The 19920-nt window shown below is 70.7% G+C and carries 19 protein-coding genes and 1 pseudogene; 8 read left to right on the forward strand and 12 right to left on the reverse strand.

Going from position 1 to position 19920, the window contains the following annotated elements:
• A partial coding sequence (locus tag HV742_RS18345) for an FUSC family protein (RefSeq protein WP_175146078.1) occupies positions 1-1919 on the reverse strand: 1919 nt, incomplete at its 3' end.
• A gap of 117 nt (positions 1920-2036) precedes the next feature.
• On the reverse strand, positions 2037-2960 hold the full coding sequence (locus tag HV742_RS18350; RefSeq protein ID WP_049072807.1) for a LysR family transcriptional regulator: 924 nt from the start codon (positions 2958-2960) through the stop codon (positions 2037-2039).
• A 315-nt stretch (positions 2961-3275) separates the two neighbouring features.
• On the opposite strand from HV742_RS18350, the gene HV742_RS18355 reads away from it, so the two are divergent.
• Positions 3276-4646, forward strand: coding sequence for an aminotransferase-like domain-containing protein (locus HV742_RS18355; RefSeq protein ID WP_254601174.1), 1371 nt, complete (start codon positions 3276-3278; stop codon positions 4644-4646).
• A gap of 48 nt (positions 4647-4694) precedes the next feature.
• Positions 4695-5222: a DedA family protein gene (locus tag HV742_RS18360; protein WP_063569071.1), complete on the forward strand. Its 528-nt coding sequence runs from the start codon at positions 4695-4697 to the stop codon at positions 5220-5222.
• A 53-nt stretch (positions 5223-5275) separates the two neighbouring features.
• On the opposite strand, the gene HV742_RS32295 is transcribed toward HV742_RS18360, so the two are convergent.
• On the reverse strand, positions 5276-5935 hold the full coding sequence (locus HV742_RS32295) for a porin (protein WP_254601176.1): 660 nt from the start codon (positions 5933-5935) through the stop codon (positions 5276-5278).
• 270 nt (positions 5936-6205) lie between these two features.
• Between HV742_RS32295 and HV742_RS18375 the strand changes: the two genes are divergently transcribed.
• Both HV742_RS18375 and HV742_RS18380 read left to right on the forward strand, forming a co-directional pair.
• Positions 6206-7159: a LysR family transcriptional regulator gene (locus HV742_RS18375; RefSeq protein WP_175146080.1), complete on the forward strand. Its 954-nt coding sequence runs from the start codon at positions 6206-6208 to the stop codon at positions 7157-7159.
• A gap of 126 nt (positions 7160-7285) precedes the next feature.
• Positions 7286-7711: an organic hydroperoxide resistance protein gene (locus HV742_RS18380; RefSeq protein ID WP_049072817.1), complete on the forward strand. Its 426-nt coding sequence runs from the start codon at positions 7286-7288 to the stop codon at positions 7709-7711.
• A 118-nt stretch (positions 7712-7829) separates the two neighbouring features.
• On the opposite strand, the gene HV742_RS18385 is transcribed toward HV742_RS18380, so the two are convergent.
• From HV742_RS18385 to HV742_RS18395, 3 genes are read right to left on the reverse strand one after another with little or no spacing between them, the layout of a single operon-like run.
• Positions 7830-9155: an ATP-binding protein gene (locus HV742_RS18385; protein WP_175146081.1), complete on the reverse strand. Its 1326-nt coding sequence runs from the start codon at positions 9153-9155 to the stop codon at positions 7830-7832.
• Positions 9156-9893 carry a response regulator gene (locus HV742_RS18390; RefSeq protein ID WP_049072819.1) on the reverse strand — a complete coding sequence of 246 codons (738 nt, stop codon included), beginning with the start codon at positions 9891-9893 and terminating at the stop codon, positions 9156-9158.
• 8 nt (positions 9894-9901) lie between these two features.
• Positions 9902-10063 (reverse strand): hypothetical protein, encoded by a 162-nt coding sequence (locus tag HV742_RS18395; protein ID WP_175146082.1) that lies wholly within the window; start codon positions 10061-10063, stop codon positions 9902-9904.
• Positions 10064-10245: 182 nt separating this feature from the next.
• Here HV742_RS18395 and HV742_RS18400 point away from each other — a divergent pair, with 182 nt between their 5' ends.
• Positions 10246-10938, forward strand: a complete 693-nt coding sequence (locus tag HV742_RS18400; RefSeq protein WP_175146083.1) for a cytochrome c biogenesis CcdA family protein — start codon at positions 10246-10248, stop codon at positions 10936-10938.
• 169 nt (positions 10939-11107) lie between these two features.
• A complete protein-coding gene (locus tag HV742_RS18405) occupies positions 11108-11653 on the forward strand; it encodes a thioredoxin family protein (RefSeq protein ID WP_100508524.1) in 546 nt (181 codons plus the stop codon).
• A gap of 115 nt (positions 11654-11768) precedes the next feature.
• Here the strand turns inward: HV742_RS18405 and HV742_RS18410 are convergent, their stop codons facing one another.
• The 4 genes from HV742_RS18410 to HV742_RS18425 all read right to left on the reverse strand — a co-directional run bounded on the left by HV742_RS18410 (position 11769) and on the right by HV742_RS18425 (position 17198).
• Positions 11769-13031, reverse strand: coding sequence for an arsenic transporter (locus HV742_RS18410; protein WP_049072821.1), 1263 nt, complete (start codon positions 13029-13031; stop codon positions 11769-11771).
• Positions 13032-13153: 122 nt separating this feature from the next.
• Positions 13154-14494, reverse strand: coding sequence for a trypsin-like peptidase domain-containing protein (locus tag HV742_RS18415; protein WP_064527300.1), 1341 nt, complete (start codon positions 14492-14494; stop codon positions 13154-13156).
• A gap of 108 nt (positions 14495-14602) precedes the next feature.
• On the reverse strand, positions 14603-16198 hold the full coding sequence (ggt, locus tag HV742_RS18420) for a gamma-glutamyltransferase (RefSeq protein ID WP_054417703.1): 1596 nt from the start codon (positions 16196-16198) through the stop codon (positions 14603-14605).
• A 25-nt stretch (positions 16199-16223) separates the two neighbouring features.
• Entirely contained in the window at positions 16224-17198 is a 975-nt protein-coding gene (locus tag HV742_RS18425) for a Bug family tripartite tricarboxylate transporter substrate binding protein (RefSeq protein WP_049072823.1), read from the reverse strand.
• A 216-nt stretch (positions 17199-17414) separates the two neighbouring features.
• On the opposite strand from HV742_RS18425, the gene HV742_RS18430 reads away from it, so the two are divergent.
• Complete coding sequence (locus tag HV742_RS18430; protein ID WP_049072824.1) at positions 17415-18071, forward strand: GntR family transcriptional regulator; 657 nt, start codon at positions 17415-17417, stop codon at positions 18069-18071.
• Between the two features lie 10 nt (positions 18072-18081).
• On the opposite strand, the gene HV742_RS18435 is transcribed toward HV742_RS18430, so the two are convergent.
• The gene (locus HV742_RS18435) at positions 18082-18963 is read right to left on the reverse strand and encodes a DMT family transporter (RefSeq protein WP_175146128.1); all 882 of its coding nucleotides are present in this window, start codon (positions 18961-18963) and stop codon (positions 18082-18084) included.
• A gap of 38 nt (positions 18964-19001) precedes the next feature.
• Here HV742_RS18435 and HV742_RS18440 point away from each other — a divergent pair, with 38 nt between their 5' ends.
• On the forward strand, positions 19002-19571 hold the full coding sequence (locus HV742_RS18440) for a helix-turn-helix domain-containing protein (protein WP_063580397.1): 570 nt from the start codon (positions 19002-19004) through the stop codon (positions 19569-19571).
• Positions 19572-19605: 34 nt separating this feature from the next.
• Here the strand turns inward: HV742_RS18440 and HV742_RS18445 are convergent.
• Positions 19606-19800, reverse strand: a pseudogene (locus tag HV742_RS18445) (hydrolase); the annotation flags it as partial.
• Between the last annotated feature and the right edge of the window lie 120 nt (positions 19801-19920).

The following is a 19920-nucleotide window of genomic DNA, read 5'->3' on the forward strand; positions in this document are numbered from 1 at the left end:
TGCAAGGCCCGCCGCGTGGCCGGCGCGTCGCCTTGGGCCAGGCGCTCCAGCGCCCGCTGCGCCAGGCGGGCGCCGTCGGCGGGCAGCGCGCGGCTCGCCAGCAGCCGCTGGACGCGCAGCACTTCTCGGCCGAGATGGATCGCCGCCAGGCTTTGCGCCAGGGCGACGGTCAGGGTCTCGGGCCGGCCCTTGAGCATGGCGCCCAACTGCGCCAGGCGATGTTGCTGGCGTTGCTGCCAGCCGCGCTGGCCGGGCCGTTTGCCGCGCAGCAGCGCCAGCGCGTCGTCGCGGATGGCGTGGCGCAGGCGCAGCGCGTCGCGATGGGCATCGCGCGGCAGGATCAGGCGGAAGCACAGCAACGCGAAGGCGGTCGCCAGCACCCACGCCACGGCGTAATTGGCAAAGTCTTGCAGCGCGTAGTGCATGGGGTTGTCGGCCGCGGCCAGCGTGTTGAAGGCCACCAGGTAGGCCAGTCCCGTCAACGCCGTCGCGGGGGCGCTGGTGGCATAGATGCCCGGCAGCCAGAACAGCGCCAGCGTCAGCGCCAGCAGCGGGAAGCCGTCCAGGCGCGGCAGCACGCCGAAGGCGCAGAGCCAGGCGGCCGGCACCGCGTACAGTGTGCCGCGGAGAAAGGCGCGGGCGCCGGCCGGCGGGTCGCCGGCGGTGGCCAGCAGCGCGCAGTAGGGCCCCAGCACCAGCAGCATCATGTCGCCTTGCGGCCAGCCGGTGTACAGCCAGAACAGGCCGGCAAGCACGATGGCGCTCATCGAGCGCAGGCCGTTGCGCAGCGCGCCGGCATAGTCACGATGGAAGCGTACGGGCGCGCCCGCCGCCGGCGGCCGCGGCGTCGACAGGGCCGCCAGGCCGTCCAGCGCCACCAGGTAGGCGTCCACTTGTTCGCGCAGCCGGTCGGCGGCGATCAGCAGCGCGGCCTTGTGCCGCGCGTCCGCGCGATCGGGGATGGGCAGCGGTTCCGCCAATTGCCGGCGGGCCTGGCGCAGCAGGCCCGCCGCGCGCGCCGCGTCGCCCTGCCGCAACGCCTGGGCCGCCCCGTCCCAGGCCTGTTGCAACGGCGTCCGCAACGCCGCCAGGGCCGGGCAGCGCGCGTGGTCGCCGGTCGGCGCGGCGCCGCCCACCAAAGCCCCGAACAGCGCCGCCATGCCGTTGCGGATGGCGGCGGCGCGTTGCGCCAGGTCTTCGGACTCGGCCTTGCCGGCGGCCAGCACGTCGTCCACGCCGTATACCTCGGCGATCACGTCCTGCCGTGCGGATTGCGCCTCGACGGGCGCGGCGTGCTGCTGGCGCGCGATCGCGCCGGCCACGCCGGCGGCAAGCCGCTGGTATTGCGCATGCAGCCGGGCGCGCAGGGTGCGGGCGCTGAACAGGCTGCTGACCAGGCCCAGGCAGACGGCGCCGACCATCACGGTGGCGCCGCGTCCCATGACGTGCTCGAAGGTGTGCTCGGGGTGGCCCATGGCGCCGTAGGTGGCCAGGCCGATGGTGTAGCCGGCCACCACCGCGCCCGACGCGCGGAAATGGCGCAGCAGCGTCATGGCGCCGACGCACAGCCCGAGCCAGGCGCCGAAGCCCAGGATGAACAGCAGCGGCATCTGGCCGGCCACGGCCATCAATGCCACGGCCGCCAGCATGCCGACCAGTGTGCCGATGATGCGCCAGGCGCCCTTGCCGATGACGGCGCCCTGCACCGGATTGATCACCAGCAGCACGGTGGAGGCGGCCGAGAACGGCATCTCCAGTTCCAGCAGGTAGGCCACGCCCAGCGCCAGCAGGGCGGCGGCGGTCGAGCGGGCGATGTAGGCGCCGCGGGGAGTGATCAGGTCCAGCCGCGCCAGCAGGGCCAGCGCGCGACCGTGCCGGGAGGACGGGGCGTCCGCGACGACGGACGGGGCTTGGGACATGGACGGTGCGCTCCGGAATGCTTGCGATAAGCCAGTCTAGGAGCGGCTCCGGGCGCGGAGAAGTCGAGAGTTCGCACGTCAGGCGTGCGTGGCGCGCACGGTCGGCGCGCGGCGCGGTCAGCGCGGCAATTCGTCGGCGTCGCGCGCGTCCTCGGTCAGGGCGCGGATGGTGCGGCGCAGCCACTGGTGCGCGGGAGCGTGCTGGTAGCGCGGGTGCCAGGCCTGCGTGATGAGCACCGGTTCCAGCGCCAGCGGCAGATCGAACAGGCGGATCCGCATGCCCATGCGGGCGGCGGCGCGCGCCAGTTGTTCGGGCAGCGGCAGGATCAGGTCGGAGCCGTGCAGGGCCAGCAGCGCCGCGCTGGGCGTGGGCACGGTCAGGGTGACCTGCCGGTCCAGGCCCTGTTGCGCCAGCGCGTCGTCGATCGGGCCTTGCGTCTTGCCGCGGCGCGAGACGCTGATGTGGCCCCAGCGCGCCACGCGCCGCGCGCTGATCTCGTCCTTGAACAAGGGATGGTCTTCACAGGCCACGCCGACCATGCGGGTCGTGAACAGCGGCTGCACGCGGATCTCGTGGCCCAGCGGACGCGCGGCGCTGATGAACAGGTCGACGCGGCCGGCGCGCAGCGACTCGTCGTCGATATCGTCTTCCTCGGGCATGAAGCGCAGCGTGGCGCGCGGCATGTCGTTCTGCAGCGCATCCAGCAGGCGGCCCGCGTAGATGCCGATGAAGATGTCGTTGGCGCGCACATTGAAGCGCGTGTCCAGACGCTTCAGGTCGACCTGCTCGCCGGGCGCGAGCGCGCCGCAGGCCTGCTCGATCGCGTCGCGGATCTGGTCGCGCAATTGCATGGCGCGCGGCGTCGGCACCAGCGTGCGGCCGGACTGCACGAAGATCGGGTCGCCGGTGGTTTCGCGGATGCGGGCCAGGGTGCGGCTCATGGCTGGCGCGCTCAGGTTCATGCGGCGCGCGGCGCCGACCACGCTGCCTTCCTCCAGCAGGGCTTGCAGCGCGTACAGCAGGTTCAGGTCGGGTCGCATGGGATGGAGAAGAGCGGGCGCATGATCTTGTTCAGCCCGATTATGCCGCGCAAGCCGGCCGGCCACCCGCGCCGGGCGTGCGGCCGGCGCAGGGCTGGCGTGTGGCCGGCGCAGGCCTTGCCGCAATCTCCGCCCGCGGCAGGGATGGGTGGCGCCAGTTCGCCGACGGCGTCGCGACGAGCGGGACGGCCCGCGAAAGCCCGTACAAGATCCTTGATGTATGGACTGAAATCGAGTTTGTTGCCATACTGCTCGATTCACCCGACCCATGCATTGCGGCATGTTGCCGCCATAAACTCCATGCATCACGACGACATGTCTGCGTCCTGGCCCTTGCGCTTCGTGCGTGGCGGTGGCCCGCGCTATCGCCAGATCGCCGATTTCATCGAAGGCGCCGTGGCCGCCAACCGCATGCAGCCGGGCGATCGCCTGCCGCCGCAGCGGCGGCTGGCCCAGCACCTGGGCGTGGACCTGACCACGGTGACGCGCGCCTACGCCGAGGCCGGCGAACGCGGCCTGATCGAGGCGCGCGGGCCGCTGGGCACCTTCATCGCGCGGCCGGCGGAACAGCCGCTGCAACAGATGCTGGACCTGGGCATGAACATGCCGCCGCTGCCGCTGGGCTGCGATCTGCAGGACCTGCTGCGGCGCGGTTTGGCCAAGGCCATGGAGCGTCATGACGTCGGCGTGATGATGACCTACCACCAGGCCGGCGGCGGTCCCGCCGAGCGCGAGGCCGGCGCGCAATGGCTGTCGCAGTCGGTCGAGCGGGTCGATCCGGACCGCGTGCTGGTGTGTCCCGGCGCGCAGGCCGCGCTGGCCGCGGTGATGCTGGCCTACAGCCAGCCGGGCGACGGCATCGTCGCCGAGCCGCTGGTGTACCCGGGTCTCCTGACCGCCGCGCGGCAACTGGGCCGCCGCGTGCTGGTGGCCGAGACCGATGCCGACGGCATGACCCCCGCCGGCCTGGAGCGCGCCTGCCGCGAGGGCGGCCGGCTGGTCTACCTGAATCCCACGTTGCAGAACCCCACCGCCCACACCATGAGCGCGGCGCGCCGCCGCGACCTGGTGCGCGCGGCCGTGGCCTGTGGCGCCCGCATCATCGAGGATGATCCCTATTCGCTGTTCCTGGACGGCGCGCCGCCGGCGCTGGCCAGCCTGGCGCCGGCCTCGGTGTTCTACATCGCCACGCTGGCCAAGACGCTGACGCCGGGACTGCGCACCGCGTTCGTGCTGAGTCCCGACCAGGACAGCCGCCGCAACGTGCTGGCGGCGATGCGTTCGTTCGCCGTGATGGCCGCGCCGCTGATGGGGGTGCTGACCACGCAATGGATCGCCAGCGGCACGGCGCGGCAGATCCTGGACGGCGTACGCGCCGAGGCCCAGGCGCGCCAGCAACTGGCGCGCCGGTTGCTGCCGGGGCCGTTTCCCGAAGCGGAGGCGGGCATCCATCTGTGGCAGCCCCTGCCCGACCGCTGGACCGCCGTCGACCTGGAGCGGGTCGCGCGCGACGAAGGCCTGAGCGTGACTTCCTCGGAAGCCTTCCACCTGGGCATGGGCGCGCCCAACGCCATCCGCATCTCGCTGGGCAGCATTCCCGAGCGCGCCGCCCTGGCGCAGGCGCTGGAGCGGCTGGCTGGCCTGTTGCGCCGGCGCCCGCGCGGCCTGCGCGATGTGATCGTCTGAGCCCCAGGCCGTAATATGGCCCTGATGCCTGCCTGGTGCTGACGCCGCATGTTGTTCGAGACTTTCCACTCGCTGCAGGAAACCCTGGTCGATTTCGCCCGGACCCACGCCGATTGGCTGGCGCCGCTGGGCTTCGCGTTCGCGTTCCTGAAGTCGCTGCCGCTGGTGGCGCTGGTGATTCCCGGCACGGCGCTGCTGCTGTCGATCGGCGCGATCCTGGGGCTGGGCGACAGCGCTTTCGTGCCGGTCTGGCTGGCGATCGCGGTGGGCGCCGCGCTCGGCGACTGGGTGCAGTACGCGTGCGGAGTGTGGTTCGGACCCGGCCTGATGCGGTCCAGGCCCCTGCGCAAACGCCCCGCGCTCCTGCATCGCAGCACCCTGTTCATCCAGAAGTGGGGCGTGCTCAGCATCGTGCTGTGCCGCTTCTTCGGTCCGCTGCGCGCCACCGTGCCGATGATCGCCGGCATCTGCGGCATGCGCCCCGCCGCATTCCAGATTGCCAATTGGGCTTCGGCCTTCCTGTGGGCGGCCGCGCTGCTGTTGCCCGGCTGGTGGGGCACGCGCGCTTTCCTGTGAGCCCCGAGGGCGCGCGCCCGGCGGCCAAGCGCGGGGGGGCCCGCGCCGCCGCGTCAGAACATGTGACGGATGCCGACCGACGTCTGCAGCGTGTGCGATTCGCGGATATCCAGGCGGTTGACGTAGGCGTACAGGTTGGTGCGCCGGGACAGGTCATACTGGTAGCCCAGGGCCCAGCCGGTGATGTCAGACCCCGTGGCGCGCTGGTACGACGCCATCAGCGTGCCCACCTTGCCGGTCGGCACGCTGACGCCGGCGATGTACGAATTGACGCGGTCGTAGCCCGCGGACGGGCCGGTGTTGGCGTTGCGCAGGTTGCCGTAGGTGCCGTGCAGCTTGATCCACTCGAAATCGTACGAGCCCGCCAACTGCAGGTTGCCCGCGGTCTTCTTGTTCGGCAGCGCCACGCAGGCCAGCTCCAGCGTGGCCGGCAGGCGTTGCAGGATCAACTGGATGGCGGGCTGGTTGAAGACGAACGAGTTGCCCAGGTCGCCGTGCAGCGCGTTGCCGACGAACTTCAGGTACTGCTGGTACAGCGGCAGGTCCAGGCCCAGCGACTGCACCGCCTGCGCGATCTCGGCCTGCGTGGCGTCGGCCGGCACCAGGATCTCGATCGGGTCGCCGATGGCGTAGACGCCGGCGAACACGATCAGCGAGGTCAGCGCCAGGATCACCAGGCTCTGGCACAGCCGGCGGATAATGAACGCGGTCATGGCGCCTCGCGGCGACAGGAAGCGGGGAACGGAACGGCGCGCATTGATGGGGCTCCTTGCCGGACAATATCGGCGATATCGCGTATTGATTGCGGATTCGTGAATGGCGAGAATCCGGATGGGCGGAATGTTCGATCCATCGCGCCCGGCTGGCAACCGTATGCGAAGGCGGCATATGGCTATGTGAATGACGAGAAATTTGGTGTTAACCCTAGGCCCCGCGCGTCGATTCGCCGCGCGGGGCTGGCATTTCGGACCTTGCGGGACAGGATGAACTTCAAGCAGCTAGAGGCGTTTCTCGCCTTCATGACCACCGGCTCGACCATCGAGGCCGCGCAGCGGCTGGGCTCGTCGCAGCCGGCCGTCAGCCGCCTGCTGAGCCAGTTCGAGACCGACCTGGGCGTGCCGCTGTTCGTGCGCCGCAAGGGCCGCCTGCATCCCACCGCCGAGGCCGAATCGCTGCTGCCCGACGTGCAGAACATGATCTCGGACGCCGAGTCGCTGCAGCGCCACGTCAACCAGTTGCGGCTGGGCGGACAGCGGCGCACGCTGATCCGCGTGCAGTTGCCCAGCACGGTGGCGCAGTCGGTCATGCCCGCCGTGGTCGAGTCGTTCCTGGTCGATCACCCCGACGTCGCGCTGGAAGTGCTGGTGGGCACCTATGAAACCAGCGAAGTGGCGGTGCTGGGGCGCGAGGCCGACCTGGCGCTGGTGCGTTCGCCGCCCATGAATTCGGGTCTGTCGATGATGCGGCGGCTGGCGACCGAGGCGGTCTGCATCATGCCGCCCGGCCATCCGTTGGAGGCGCTGGACGAGATCGGCCCGGCCGACCTGATCGGCGTCGACCTGGTGCTGCTGGGCCGGCAGCGATCGCTGCGCCTGCAGATCGACCAGGCGTTCCGACAGGGCCGCATGATGCCGCAGATCAAGGCCGAGGTGCATTCGGTGGAAATGGCCTGCCGCCTGGCCGCGCAGGGCATCGGCGTGTCGATCGTCAACGGCCTGTTCGCGCGCCTGTGCCTGGACATGGGCATCGCCTGCCGGCCGTTCCGGCCGCGCATCGACTACTGCGTGGGCATGGCCACGCTGGCCGGCCAGCCGCCGCACCCGCTGGTGCCAGAACTGGTCCAGCGCATCCTCGACGCGATGGCGCGGCGGGCGGGACCGGACGCCTTCACGCTGCTGGCGCCGGACGACGCCGCCGCGCCTGCCGCGCCGGCCTGAGGCGCGCGCCGCCGCCGGCACGGGCGCGGGATACAGTACGACGCAAAAGCGGCGGTCTTGCGACACAGGCGGGATACAGCGCCTTGGTGCAATGCGGGTTCCTCAATTCCGACACCAGGAGCCATCATGTCCCAAGCGCTGGAAACCGTGCTGTACACCGCCCATACCCACACCACCGGGGGCCGCGACGGCGCCGGCCGCAGCGACGACGGCGCGCTGCTGCTGCCGCTCAGCCCGCCGGGCTCGGGCCGGCCCGGCACCAACCCCGAGCAACTGTTCGGCATCGGCTATTCCGCCTGCTTCATCGGCGCCATGCAACTGGCCGGCGCCAAGCTCGGCATCGCCGTGCCGCGCGACGTGGCGGTCGATGCCGAGGTGTCGCTGGGCAAGACCGACGGCGGCGCGCGCTACGCGCTGGCGGTCAGGCTGAACATTTCGCTGCCGGGACTGTCGGACGAACAGCGGCGCCAACTGGTCGACACCGCGCACCAGACCTGCCCCTACTCGGGGGCGATCCGGGGCAACATCGATGTGGAACTGGCGATCGTCTGAATCCCCCCAACGCCAAGCGCAACGCCCCGCGATGACACTTCGCGGGGCGTTTTTCGTGCAGCCGGGAATTGGGGCGGGCGGGCGCAGGGCGCGTCGATGCGCCGTCCGGCGCCCGGGCTCAGGCGCCGGGCCGCAACAGCACTTGCGCCTCCAGCCCGCCGCCCTCGCGGTTGCGCAGCCGCAGTTCGCCGTCGATCACATCGGCCAGTTGCCGCGCGATCGCCAGCCCCAGGCCGGTGCCGCCGCTGTCGCGGTTGCGCGAGCCTTCCAGCCGGTAGAACGGCTGCAGCACCGCCTGCAATTCCTGCTCGGGAATGCCGGGGCCGCGGTCCAGTACGCGGATCGACACGCCGCGGCCATCGTCGGCGGCGCCGACCTCGACCTCGGCGGCGCCGCCGAATTTCAGCGCGTTGTCGATCAGGTTGCCGAGGATGCGCCGCAGCGCGCGCGGGCGTGTCTGCCAGGGGCCGGGGCAGTGTCCTTGCAGCGTCACCGGCTTGCCGATGTCGGTGTAGTCGCACACCAGGCTGTCCAGGAACGCGTCCAGGTCGATGCGCGCCGGCGGCTCGGTGGCCGCGCCAGCGCTGCGCGCGTAGGCCAGGCCGTCGCGCACCAATTGTTCGACTTCTTGCAGGTCATGCGCCAGCTTGTCGCGGTCGGCCGAATCGTCCATGAATTCCGAGCGCAGCTTCATGCGCGTGATCGGCGTCTGCAGGTCGTGCGAAATCGCGCCCAGGATCTGCATGCGCTCGGCCAGGTGCGCGGCGATGCGGTCCTGCATGGCGTTGAAGGCGGCCGAGGCCTGCGCCACTTCGGCCGGCCCGTCCTCGGCCAGGCGCGGGCTGCGGCGGTCGGGGCTCATCGCGTCGGCCGCGCTGGCCAGCCGCGTCAGCGGGCGGATCGCCAGCCGCACCGCCAGCCAGGCGCACAGGATCAGCAGCGCCAGTTGCGCCAGCAGCACCACCGGCAGCCACATCGCCAGCGGCATCACGGTCATGTGGATGTCGAGCGTGACCGCCTGGCCATCGGCCAGCGTGGCGCGCGCCTGGATGTGCTTGGGATCGTCGCCGACGGTGCCGAACGCCAGCGGGTAGGCGTTGCCCAGCGCCGCCTGGATCGAGTCGCGCACCGCCTCGGCGGCGGGCGTCTGCAGCGGGCGGTCGATGTCGCCGGGGCCGAGCAGGTATTGACGGTTGTTGCCGCTCAGGCGCGGCAGCCAGGCCGCGCGTTCGTCGGCCGGCAGGCGGTTCAGGATCGCCAGCGCCACCACCACGTCGCGCTCCAGGTTGTCGAGCATGACGCTCTTGGCGGACTGGTAGCGTTCGTAGAACTGCAGCCCGAACGACAGCCCGTGCGCCAGCACCAGGCCCACCAGGAAGATCAGGAACAGCCGGCTCGCCAGGGTGCGCGGCCAGCGGCGCAGCGCCGGAACCAGCGTGGCCATCTACGTCGCCTCGGACACGTCGACCTGCGCGGCGAACACGTAGCCTTCGCTGCGCACGGTCTTGATGTACATCGGCTCGCGCGCGTCCTCGCGCAGCCGCTGGCGCAGTCGGCTGACCAGCAGGTCGATCGAGCGGCCGAAGAAATCGGCGTCGCGGCCCTGCGTCAGGTTCAGCAGCTGGTCGCGGTTCAGCACCCGCTGCGGGTGGTCCAGGAACACGCGCAGCAGCCGGTACTCGGCGCCGCTGAGCGACACGATGGTGCCTTCGGCGTCGACCAGGTGGCGCGCGGTCGTGTCCAGCGTCCAGTCGCCGAAACGCACGGCGCGGCCCGGCTCGGTGACCTGGAAGTTGGGCGGCAGCATGCGGGTGCGGCGCAGGATCGCCTTGATCCGCGCCAGCAGCTCGCGCGCCACGAACGGCTTGACCAGGTAGTCGTCGGCGCCCATCTCCAGTCCCAGCACGCGGTCCATGTCCTCGTCGCGCGCGGTCAGCAGCAGGATCGGGGTGCGCCGGTGCTTGCCGGCGCGCAGTTCGCGGCACAGCACCAGGCCGTCGTCGCCGGGCATCATGATGTCCAGCACGATCAGGTCGACGGTCAGCGTTTCGAGCAGCGTGCGCATCTGCCGGCCGTCGGCGGCCAGGGTGACATTCAGGCCGTTCTTCTTGAGGAAGTTGCCGGCCAGTTCGCGGATTTCGCGGTCGTCGTCGACGATCAGGATGTGGTCTGGATTGTCCATGGCGCATTCTACTCAGCGGGCTGCGCGCGGCGGCGCGCCTGGCTTTTGACGATCAGCTGGCAGGGGCCGGGCTGGACGGCTTCGGCGCCCAGGCCGCCGGCCAGCAGCGCCAGCACGGCCAGCAGGCGCCGCCAGGAAGGGCGGGGGCGGGGAAGGGGAACGGTGTTCATGCGCGGGCTCCGGCAACGGGTGTCCGGCAGGTTATAGCGCCGCTCGCGCCGCCAAGTGTGTCGTAGTGTATGCGGGGCCGGACACGATACAAAAGCCGGGTAAAAACCCGCTTTCCGGGCACAGGACGGATACCCGGCGCGCGTCCAATGCGGTCATCGAGACACAAACGGACCGCCGCGCCATGACCACCTTCATCGACACCCCCCTTGCCCTGGCCGCCGGCATGCTGACGGTGGCCTCGCCCTGCGTGCTGCCGCTGCTGCCCATCCTGCTGGGCAGCGCGGTCGAGCGCGGCGGCCGGCTGCGTCCCCTGTTCATTGTGCTGGGCTTCGTGGCGGCGTTTTCCGGGCTGGGCATCGCGCTCAGCCTGTTGTCGGGCGCGGTCGAGTCGGCCCACGAGGCGGTGCGTTTGGTGTCGGTGGCGGCGCTGGCGCTGTTCGGCCTGGCGCGCATCTGGCCGCGGCCCTACGACTGGCTCGCGGCGCGCTTGAGCGGTCCGCTGCAAGGCGTGATCGGCCTGGGCGACAAAGGCGGTTCGGGCAATGCCGGCGGCTTCCTGCTGGGCATGTCGCTGGGCGCCGTCTGGACCCCCTGTGCCGGCCCGGTGCTGGCCTCGATCCTGATCCTGGCCGCGCGCGCCGACAACCTGGCCCATTCCAGCCTGCTGCTGCTCGTCTACGGGCTGGGCGCGGGCATCCCGATGCTGGCCATCGCCTACGGCGGCGGCTTTGCCGCGCGCCGGGTCGGCGCCATCGCCCGCCACGCCGTGCGCCTGCAGCGCGCCTTCGGCGTGCTGCTGGTGGCTTCGGCCGTCGCCATCCATTTCCAGTACGACGTGCTGGCCTATGCCTGGATCAGCCGCCTGTTTTCCTGAGCCGTCGTTCCCACCCGGGCTTGCCTGACCGGCCTTGCCTGACTCGCTTTTCCGTAACCGCCTTTCCGTAACCGCCTTTCCGCTACCGCCTTTCCGTAACCGCTTTCCGTAACCGCTTTCCGTAACCGCTTTCCGTGACCCGCTTACACGCAACCTGAAGGAGCGCACCATGCCATCCATCCGTCTGCCGGCCCGCCGGGCCCTCATCTCCGCCAAACTGGTCCTGGCCGGCCTGCTGGTCGGCGCCGCCGCGCACGCCGCCGCGCCCGCGCCGGCGCCCGCGCCGGAATTCACCGGCATCCAGACCTGGCTCAACAGCGAGCCGCTGACCCTGGCCGGCCTGCGCGGCAAGGTCGTGTTGGTCGATTTCTGGACCTACACCTGCATCAATTGCATCAATACCCTGCCGTACGTGAAGCAGTGGAACCAGAAGTACAAGGACCAGGGCCTGGTCGTGGTCGGCGTGCACACGCCGGAATTCCCGTTCGAGCGCACCACCCGGAACGTGGCGGACGCCATCAAGCGTTTCGGCATCGAATATCCGGTGGCGCAGGACAACCAGTACAAGACCTGGGACGCCTACCGCAACCAGTACTGGCCCGCGTTCTACCTGATCGACAAGGGCGGCAACATCGTCTACCGCCACTTCGGCGAGGGGCGCTATGCCGAGACCGAGGCCGAGATCCAGCGGCTGCTGGCCCAGCCCCAGTCTTGACCCCTGTGCGCGGCGCCGCCATCGCGCGGGGCCGCCGTCGCGACGGAGCGCCGCTGGGTACGCCAGAGGGCGGGCGAGGGCACGCGGGAGCGGCGCGCGGCGCCGCCGCGCGCTGTCAGCCGCCGGCCAGCGCCAGCATCAGCAGCGCGCCCAACAGCGCCGGCGGCATCACCCACGCGCCCAGCTTGAGAAAGCGCAGCGCGCCGACGTGCTGGCCCTCGCGCCGCACGGCGATCAGCCACAGCAGCGTCGCCAGCGAACCGGTGATCGACAGGTTGGGGCCCAGGTCCACGCCGATCAGCAGCGCGCCGGCGGTCTGCGCCGGCAGGTCGGCGATCTGGCCGACCGAGCCGGCGATCAGCCCGGCCGGCAGGTTGTTGATGACATTGCTGGCCAATGCCGCCACGATGCCCGCGCCCCACAGCGCGCCGCCGGCCGAGTCGCCTGCCAGCCGCAGCAATGCCCGCGCCAGCGCGTCGATGGCGCCGCTGAGCGCCAGGCCCTCGACCAGCACGAACAGGCCGGCCACCATCGGCAGCACGCCCCAGGCCACGTGGCGCAGCACCGGCAGCGGACTGAGCCGCTGCTTCAGGTGGATCAGGCCGGCGGTGGCCAGCCCGGCGATGAAGGTCGGCAGGCCCAGGTCGGCGTGCAGCGCCGAGGCCAGCATCAGCACCGCCGCCGTCAGCAGGATGCCGATGCCGGTCAGGCGCGCGCCCGCGGCCAGCGGTTGCGGCACGATGTCGGTGCGCAGCGGCTGGCGCAGCGCCTCGCGCTGGCTGAAGCGCAGGGCCAGATAGGTCAGGCCGATGGCCGCCAGCGACGGCAGCGTGAAGCGTTGCAGCCAGTCCAGCAGCGGCGGCATCTGGCTGCCGTACACCACCAGGTTGGCGGGGTTGGAGATCGGCAGCACGAAGCTGGCGGCGTTGGCGATGAATGCGCAGATGAACAGGTAGGGCAGCGGCCGCGCGCCGGCGGCCCGCGCCGCGGCGTACACCGCCGGTGTCAGCACCACGGCGGTGGCGTCGTTCGACAGGAAGACGGTGACCAGGATACCCACCAGGAACACCAGGTCGAACAGCCGCCGCGCCGACCCGCGCGCATGGCGCGCCGCCACCATCGCCAGCCAGTCGAACAGCCCCTGCTGGCGCGCCAGCTCGGCCAGCACCATCATGCCGATCAGGAACAGGTACACGTCCAGCCCCTTGCCGACCGCGCCCAGCGCCGCCTGCCACGGGATCAGCCCGGTCGCCGTCAGCAGCAGCGCGGCGCCGCCGGCCCAGACGTATTCGGGCAGCTTCCACGGGCGCAGCAGGATGCCGACGATCGCCAGGGCGGAAATGCCCCAGAGGGCGAGGGAGGGAGCGGGAAAGGACATGGGCGGCGACGGCGAGAATCCAGGGCGGCAAGCATTATCGCCGGTTCGGCGCGCCGCGGGCCCGGCAGGGCGAGCCGTCAGGCGCCCGTGCCGCCGCCTTCCGGGCGACCGGTTCGACGCGCCTACTGGATCTGCAAGGTATACATCGCCCGGCCGCGCACCAGCGTCAGCAGCAGCGGCTGCCCCGGCGCGGCGCCGGCCAGCAGGCCGCGCAGGTCGGCCAGCCGGCTGACCGGGCGCTGGTTGACGCCGATGATGACGTCGCCGCGCTGCATCCGCGCCGCCACCGCGCCGCGCTCGGGATAGGTGGCGCTGACCGCCACGCCATCGTTGCCCTTCAGGCGCTGTTCGCGGCCGATCTCGGCGAATTCCACGCCGTTCAGGCGCGCATCCAGCGAACCGCCGTGCAGCCGCTCGTTCTTCTCGGGTTCGATGCGCAGCGTCACCTCCGAGCGCTGGCCGCCGCGCGACAGCGTCAGCCGCACCTGCTTGCCCACCGGCAGCAGGCCCTCGGCGTTGCGCAGTTGCGCGCTGCTGCCGATCGGCTTGCCATCCAGCGCCACGATCAGGTCGCGCGCCTGCACCCCCGCCTGTTGCGCCGGCGAGCCGTCCGCCACGCGCGCCACCACCACCCCCGTGGCGTTGGGCGCCATGCCCAGCTGGCGCGCGTTGCGCGGCGTGACGTCGATGGTGTCCAGTCCCAGGCCGCCGCGTTGCACCTGGCCGTGCTGCAGCAGCTGGCGCATGACCTCGCCCGCCAAGTTCGACGGAATCGCGAAACCGATGCCGACGTTGCCGCCCGAGGGCGTGTAGATCATGGTGTTGATGCCGACCAGCTCGCCGTTCAGGTTGACCAGCGCGCCGCCCGAGTTGCCCGGATTGATGGAGGCGTCGGTCTGGATGAAGTTCTGGTAGCCGGCCGCGCGCAGGCTGGAACGCTCCAGCGCCGACACAATGCCCGACGAGGCCGATTGCCCCAGGCCGTAGGGGTCGCCGATGGCGACCACGAAATCGCCCACCCGCAAGTCGCTGGAATCGGACAGGGTCAGGGCCTGCAGCCGGTCGGGCGGAATGCGCAGCACCGCCAGGTCGGTGTCCGGATCGCTGCCGACCACCGTCGCGGTGAAGCTGCGGCCGTCCTGCAGCGACACGCGGATGGAGGTGGCGCCGCGCACCACATGGTGATTGGTCAGGATGTTGCCCTGGGCCGCGTCGACGATCACGCCCGAGCCGATGCTCTGGCGTCCGCCGGCGCGGGCCGGGCCGAAGGCGGGCGCCTGCCCGCCGTCGCCCTGGGCGGAAATGTTGACCACCGCCGGCGTCACGCGTTCGAGCATCGGCGCCAGCGAGGGCAACGGCTGGCCGTCCACGGCCATCGGCAACGCGGCCAGCGCGCGGCAGGGCAGGGCGGACGGGATTGCCAGGGAGGCGGCCAGGGCCGCGGCGGACAGGATTCGGTTCATGGGGGGGCCTTGCTGAGTCTGCACGGCAGTATCGCCGCGCCCGGCGTCGGCCATATGACCGATCAAGCCCCTTTCCGGCGGCGTGTTCCGCCGCCGCGCCCGGCGCGCCTAGAAACCGACCGCCTGACCGTCGCGGCGGGAATCGGACGCCGCCACATAGCCGCCCTGGGGCAGCCGGCGGATCAGTTGCGCCGAACCGAACTCCAGGCTGTCGACCGGCGCCACCGCCACGTTGTGGCCGCGCTGGCGCAGCGCGTCGACCACGTCGGCGGGCAGGTGCGATTCGACGTTCACCACCGGACCCTTTTCCACGCGGAAACGCGGCGCGTCGCTCATGGCCTGGGGATTCTGGCCGAAAGCCGCCAGCCGCGTCATCATCTGCAGGTGACCCTGCGCCTGCATCGAGCCGCCCATCACGCCGAACGACATCACCGGCTCGCCGCCGCGGGTGACGAAGGCCGGGATGATGGTGTGCATCGGCTTCTTGCGCGGCGCCACCTGATTGACGTGGCCGGGCGTCAGCACGAAGTTCAGGCCGCGGTTGTGCAGGCTGATGCCGGTGCCCGGCACCACCACGCCCGAACCGAAGCCGTGGTAGTTGGACTGGATGAACGACACCATGGTGCCGGCCGCGTCGGCGGCGGTCAGGTAGACCGTGCCGCCGGTGGCGGGCGTGCCGGCCACCGGCACGGCGGCGCGATCCATCGAGATCAGCCGCGCGCGCTCGGCCAGGTAGGCCGGGTCGAGCAGGGCGCGGGCGTCGGTGCGCATGTGGCGCGGATCGGCCACGTGGTGATGCAGGTCGGCGAAGGCCAGCTTCATGGCCTCGATGCTGACGTGGTAGTAATCGGCGCTGTCGCGGCCCATCGATTCCAGGTCGAACTGCTCCAGCATGCCCAGCGCCATCAGCGCCGAGATGCCCTGGCCGCTGGGCGGGATTTCATGCAGCTGGTAGCCGCGGAACGATTGCGAGATCGGCTCGACCCACTCGGGGCGATGCTGGTCCAGGTCGGCCGCGCTCAGCGCGCCGCCGGTGCGGGCGGCGAAATCGGCGATCCTGTTGGCCAGCGCGCCGCGGTAGAAGCTGTCGCCGCCGCTCTCGGCGATCTCGCGCAGGGTGCGCGCCTGGTCCGGAAAGCGCCACCATTCACCCGCCTGCGGCGCGCGGCCTTGCGGCAGGAAGGCCTGCGCGAAGCCCGGCTCCTGCGCCAGCTTGGACGCCTGGTTGGCCCATTGGCGCGCGATCGTCGGGCTGACCGCGAAGCCGTTCTCGGCGTAGGCGATGGCGGGCTCGAACAACTGCGCGAACGGCAGCTTGCCGAAGCGGTCCGACAGCGCCTTCCAGCCCGCCACCTGGCCGGGCACGGTGACCGTGCCCCAGCCGGTGCCCGGCATCGCCTCGCGGCCGGCGAAGTACGCCGGCGTCCACGCCGCCGGCGAGCAGCCGCTGGAGTTCAGGCCATGCAGTCTTCCTTCGTGCCACACCAGCGCGAACATGTCGCCGCCGATGCCGTTCATCACGGGCTCGACCACGGTCAGCGCGATGGCGGTGGCGATGGCGCTGTCCACGGCGTTGCCGCCGGCCAGCAGCATGCGCAGCCCGGCCTGCGCCGCCAGCGGCTGGCTGGTCGCGACCGCGTTGGCGGCCAGCACCGGCATTTTTCGGGAAGCGTACGGAAAAGACCAATCGAAGGAAGAAGACATGGTGGCGTGGAGACTCTGTGGAAAATTACTGCGGGGTGATGCCGGCCTGGTCGATCAGCTGCTTGGTGCGCGGAATCTCGGCCTTGATGAAGGCGGCGAATTCCTCGCGGCTGCCGCCGCGCGGCTCGGCGCCGGCTTCGGCCAGCTTACCGCGCAAGGCGGGATCGGCCAGCACCTTGTTGACGGCGCGGTTGAGCTTGTCCAGGATCGGCGCGGGCGTGCCTTCCGGCGCCACCAGCCCGTACCAGGGGGCGATGTCGTAGCCGGCATAGCCCTGCTCGGCGATGGTGGGGATGTCCGGCGCCAGCGACGAGCGCTGCGAATTGGACATGCCCAGCGCCAGCAGCGCGCCGCTCTTGACCTGCGGCAGGCCGGTCATGATGGTGTCGAAGTACATCGTCACCTGGCCGCTCAGCAGCGCCGGAATGGCTTCGCCGGCGCCCTTGTAGGGCACGTGCAGGATGTCGATGCCGGCCACCGACTTGAGCATTTCGCCCGCCATGTGCGAGGTGGTGCCGGTGCCGAACGAGGCGTAGGTCAGCTTGCCGGGGTTGGCGCGGGCGTACGCGATCATCTCGGGCAGGGTCTTGAACGGCTGCTGCGGATTGGCCAGCAGGATGTTGGGCGTGTACGCCACCATCGACACCAGCTCGAACTTGTCCGGATCGTAGGCCAGGCGCTTTTGCAGGAAGCGGTTGGTGACGACGGCGGCCGGGCCGCCCATCAGCAGTGTGTAGCCATCGGGCGCCGAGCGCGCCACCGAGGCGCTGCCGATCGCGGCGGCGGCGCCCGGGCGGGCCTCCACCACGAAGGGCTGGCCCAGTTCGGTCGACAGCGCCGCGCCCAGCTGGCGCGAAATCAGGTCGGTGGCCGAACCAGCCTGGAACGGCACCACGATGCGCACCGGATGCTGCGGCCAATCGGTGGCCTGGGCGCCGGCTTGCGCGGCGAAGGCCACGGCGGCGGCGCCCGCCAGGGCGCGGATGAGACGGAAAGGCATGGATTCCCCTTGAATGCGTTGTATCGATGGAGCGCCAGGCGGGTCTGTCGCCCGTTGCGGTCCCGGCGGACGCGCAAGGTCGGCGCGCCAGTCACGGATTTGACGCGAGCGCCGGCGATCCGAATATAGGTATTTGCATCCATGGATCACTGGATCCAATTTGTGTTATTTTTGCGTTTATCTATCATGGCGGCTTTGAAAACCCCGGGGACGAGAATGCTGCAGTTTCAGAAGACAGCCGTCAGCGCCGAAGAAGAGGCCTACCAGCACCTGCAGCGCGAAATCCGGCTGGGCAACTACCCGCCCGGCCATCGCCTGGTGCCCGAGGTCATCGCCAGCGAGATCGGCACCAGCCGCATGCCGGTGCGCGGCGCGCTGCGCCGGCTCGCCTCCGAGGGCCTGGTCGAGATCCGCGCCAATCGCGGCGCCGTGGTGCGCGGCCTGAACCAGCAGGAAATGCGCGAAGTCTTCGAAATGCGCTCGGTGCTCGAAGGGCTGGCCGTGCGCAACGCCGTGCGTCACATGAGCGCCGAACACATCCGCCGCCTGGCCAACATGCTGGACCAGCTCGAACAGGGCTCCGGCGATTACCTGGACTGGACCAGCGCCCATCGCGACTTCCACGAATACCTTTGCAGTTTCTGCCAGCAGCCGCGCCTGTTGCGGCAGATCTCCGAACTGCACTCGGTGGTCGAGCCCTACATGCGCCTGTGGGCCGCCCAGCCGGGACGCGTGCTGCGGGTGCGCGAATCGCACCAGGAACTGATCGACGCGCTGCTCACCGGCGACGCCGACCGCTGCGAGGCGGCGATGCGCCAGCACGTGCTGAACACAGTGCCGGCGTTGCAGGCCTTCCTCGAACGGGCAAACTGAGGTCCGGCGGTCAGGCCTCGCGCGGCAGCGGCTTCGGTTTGCGCTTGAACTTGATCTCGCTGGCCAGGACCCCGGCCACGATCAGCGCCGCGCCCACCAGCGCCACGCCCGGCAGGCGTTCCCCGGCCAGCCGGCCGACGATGCCGCCCCACACCGGCTCGCCGGCATAGATCACCGTGGCGCGGGTCGGCGACACCGACTTCTGCGCCCAATTCATGGTCAACTGGATCACCGCGCTGGCCAGGCCCAGCCCGATCGCCCCGCCGGCCCATCGCCACGAGAACGCCGGCACGGCCTCGCCCAGCAGCGGCATCAGCGCGAACGACACCAGCCCCGCGGTCAGCAACTGCACCGCCGTGACACGGCGGCTGTCCACCGAGCTGGCGAAATGGCCGATCAGAATGATCTCGGCGGCAATCGCCGCCGCGCCCGCCAGCGTCGCGACTTCGCCCGGACTGAAATGCAGCGTGCCCGCCTCGGGCCCGGCCAACAGCACCAGCCCGGTGAACGCCAGCGCCACGCCGACCCAGCTCATCAGGCCCGGCGGGCGCTTGAGCACCGCCCATTGCAGCAACGGCACGATCGGCACATACAGCGCGGTGATGAAGGCCGACTGGCTGCTGGTGATGGTGCGCAGGCCGTAGGTCTGCAGGTAATACCCCAGGAACAGGGCGCAGCCGATCGCCACCCCCGCCCCGGTCTCGCGCCGCGTCAGCCCCGCCATGTGCCGGCGGAACAGCAGCATCGACCCCACCCCCGCCAGGGTGAACCGCACGCCCACGAAGAACAGCGGTCCGCTATGCTGCATGGCGATATGGATAATGAGGAAAGTGCTTCCCCACAGCATGGTGACCAGCACCAGGGCGATTTCCTGGCGCGACAAGGCAAACATCGATTCGGATTTCACGGCGGACTTCAGGTGTCACTAATTTGAGCAATATACTGCACATTACCAATTCCGACAGTGATGTCCTCACGCACGTGGGGGCCAATCTGAAACGGCTGCGCAAGCTGGCCGGCCTGAGCCAGTCGGCGCTGGCCGATGCCTCCGGCATCAGCCGCCGCATGATCGCCGGCCTGGAAGCGGGCAACGCCAACATCAGCCTGTCCAGCCTGGACAAGCTGGCGCAGGCGCTGGATGTGGGGTTTGTCGACCTGGTCAGCGATCCGGCGCGCGAACGGCGCCGCATCGAGGCCCGCGCCTGGCGCGGCAAGCGCCCCGGCAGCCAGGCCGTGCTGCTGGGCGCCGCGCCCGCCAGTTGCGAGGCGCAGCTCTGGATCTGGTCGCTGGGACCGGGCGAGACCTACGTGGCCGAGCCCGACCCGCAAGGCTGGCACGAAATGATCTACGTCATCGAGGGCACGCTGCTGCTGGAGCTTTCGGGCGCCGTGCAGCAGGTGCGGGCCAACGACTTCGCCATCTACAGCAGCGCGCAGCCGTATTCCTATCGCAACGACGCCGACACGCCGCTGCGCTTCGTGCGCAATGTGTTGAGATAGCCCGCCGCCGGGCGGTGGCACGCCAACCGGCGGGTCAGGCCAGTTCGGGCCGCGCGAAGCGGCGGTTCTTCAGCACCGGCAGCACGTCGCGCGCATGCGCGATGCGCGCCGGATCCAGGTCGGCGAACACCAGCGCCTCCTGTTCGCCCGCCTGCGCGATCGCCACGCCCAGCGGATCCACCACCAGGCTGGCGCCGAGGTTGCGCGGGCCGCATTCGCCCACCGCCGCCGCGCCGCCCGCATATAGCCGGGAGTAATATGGCGCGTCCGGCGGCCGGCTTCCGTCTCCTCGCATCCCCGATGCCCGTGTACCGAAGCGCCCCGGCGCGACAAGAACACACAAGGAGAC

It is taken from the genome of Achromobacter ruhlandii (genome assembly GCF_902859695.1).
Classification (GTDB): domain Bacteria; phylum Pseudomonadota; class Gammaproteobacteria; order Burkholderiales; family Burkholderiaceae_B; genus Achromobacter; species Achromobacter ruhlandii.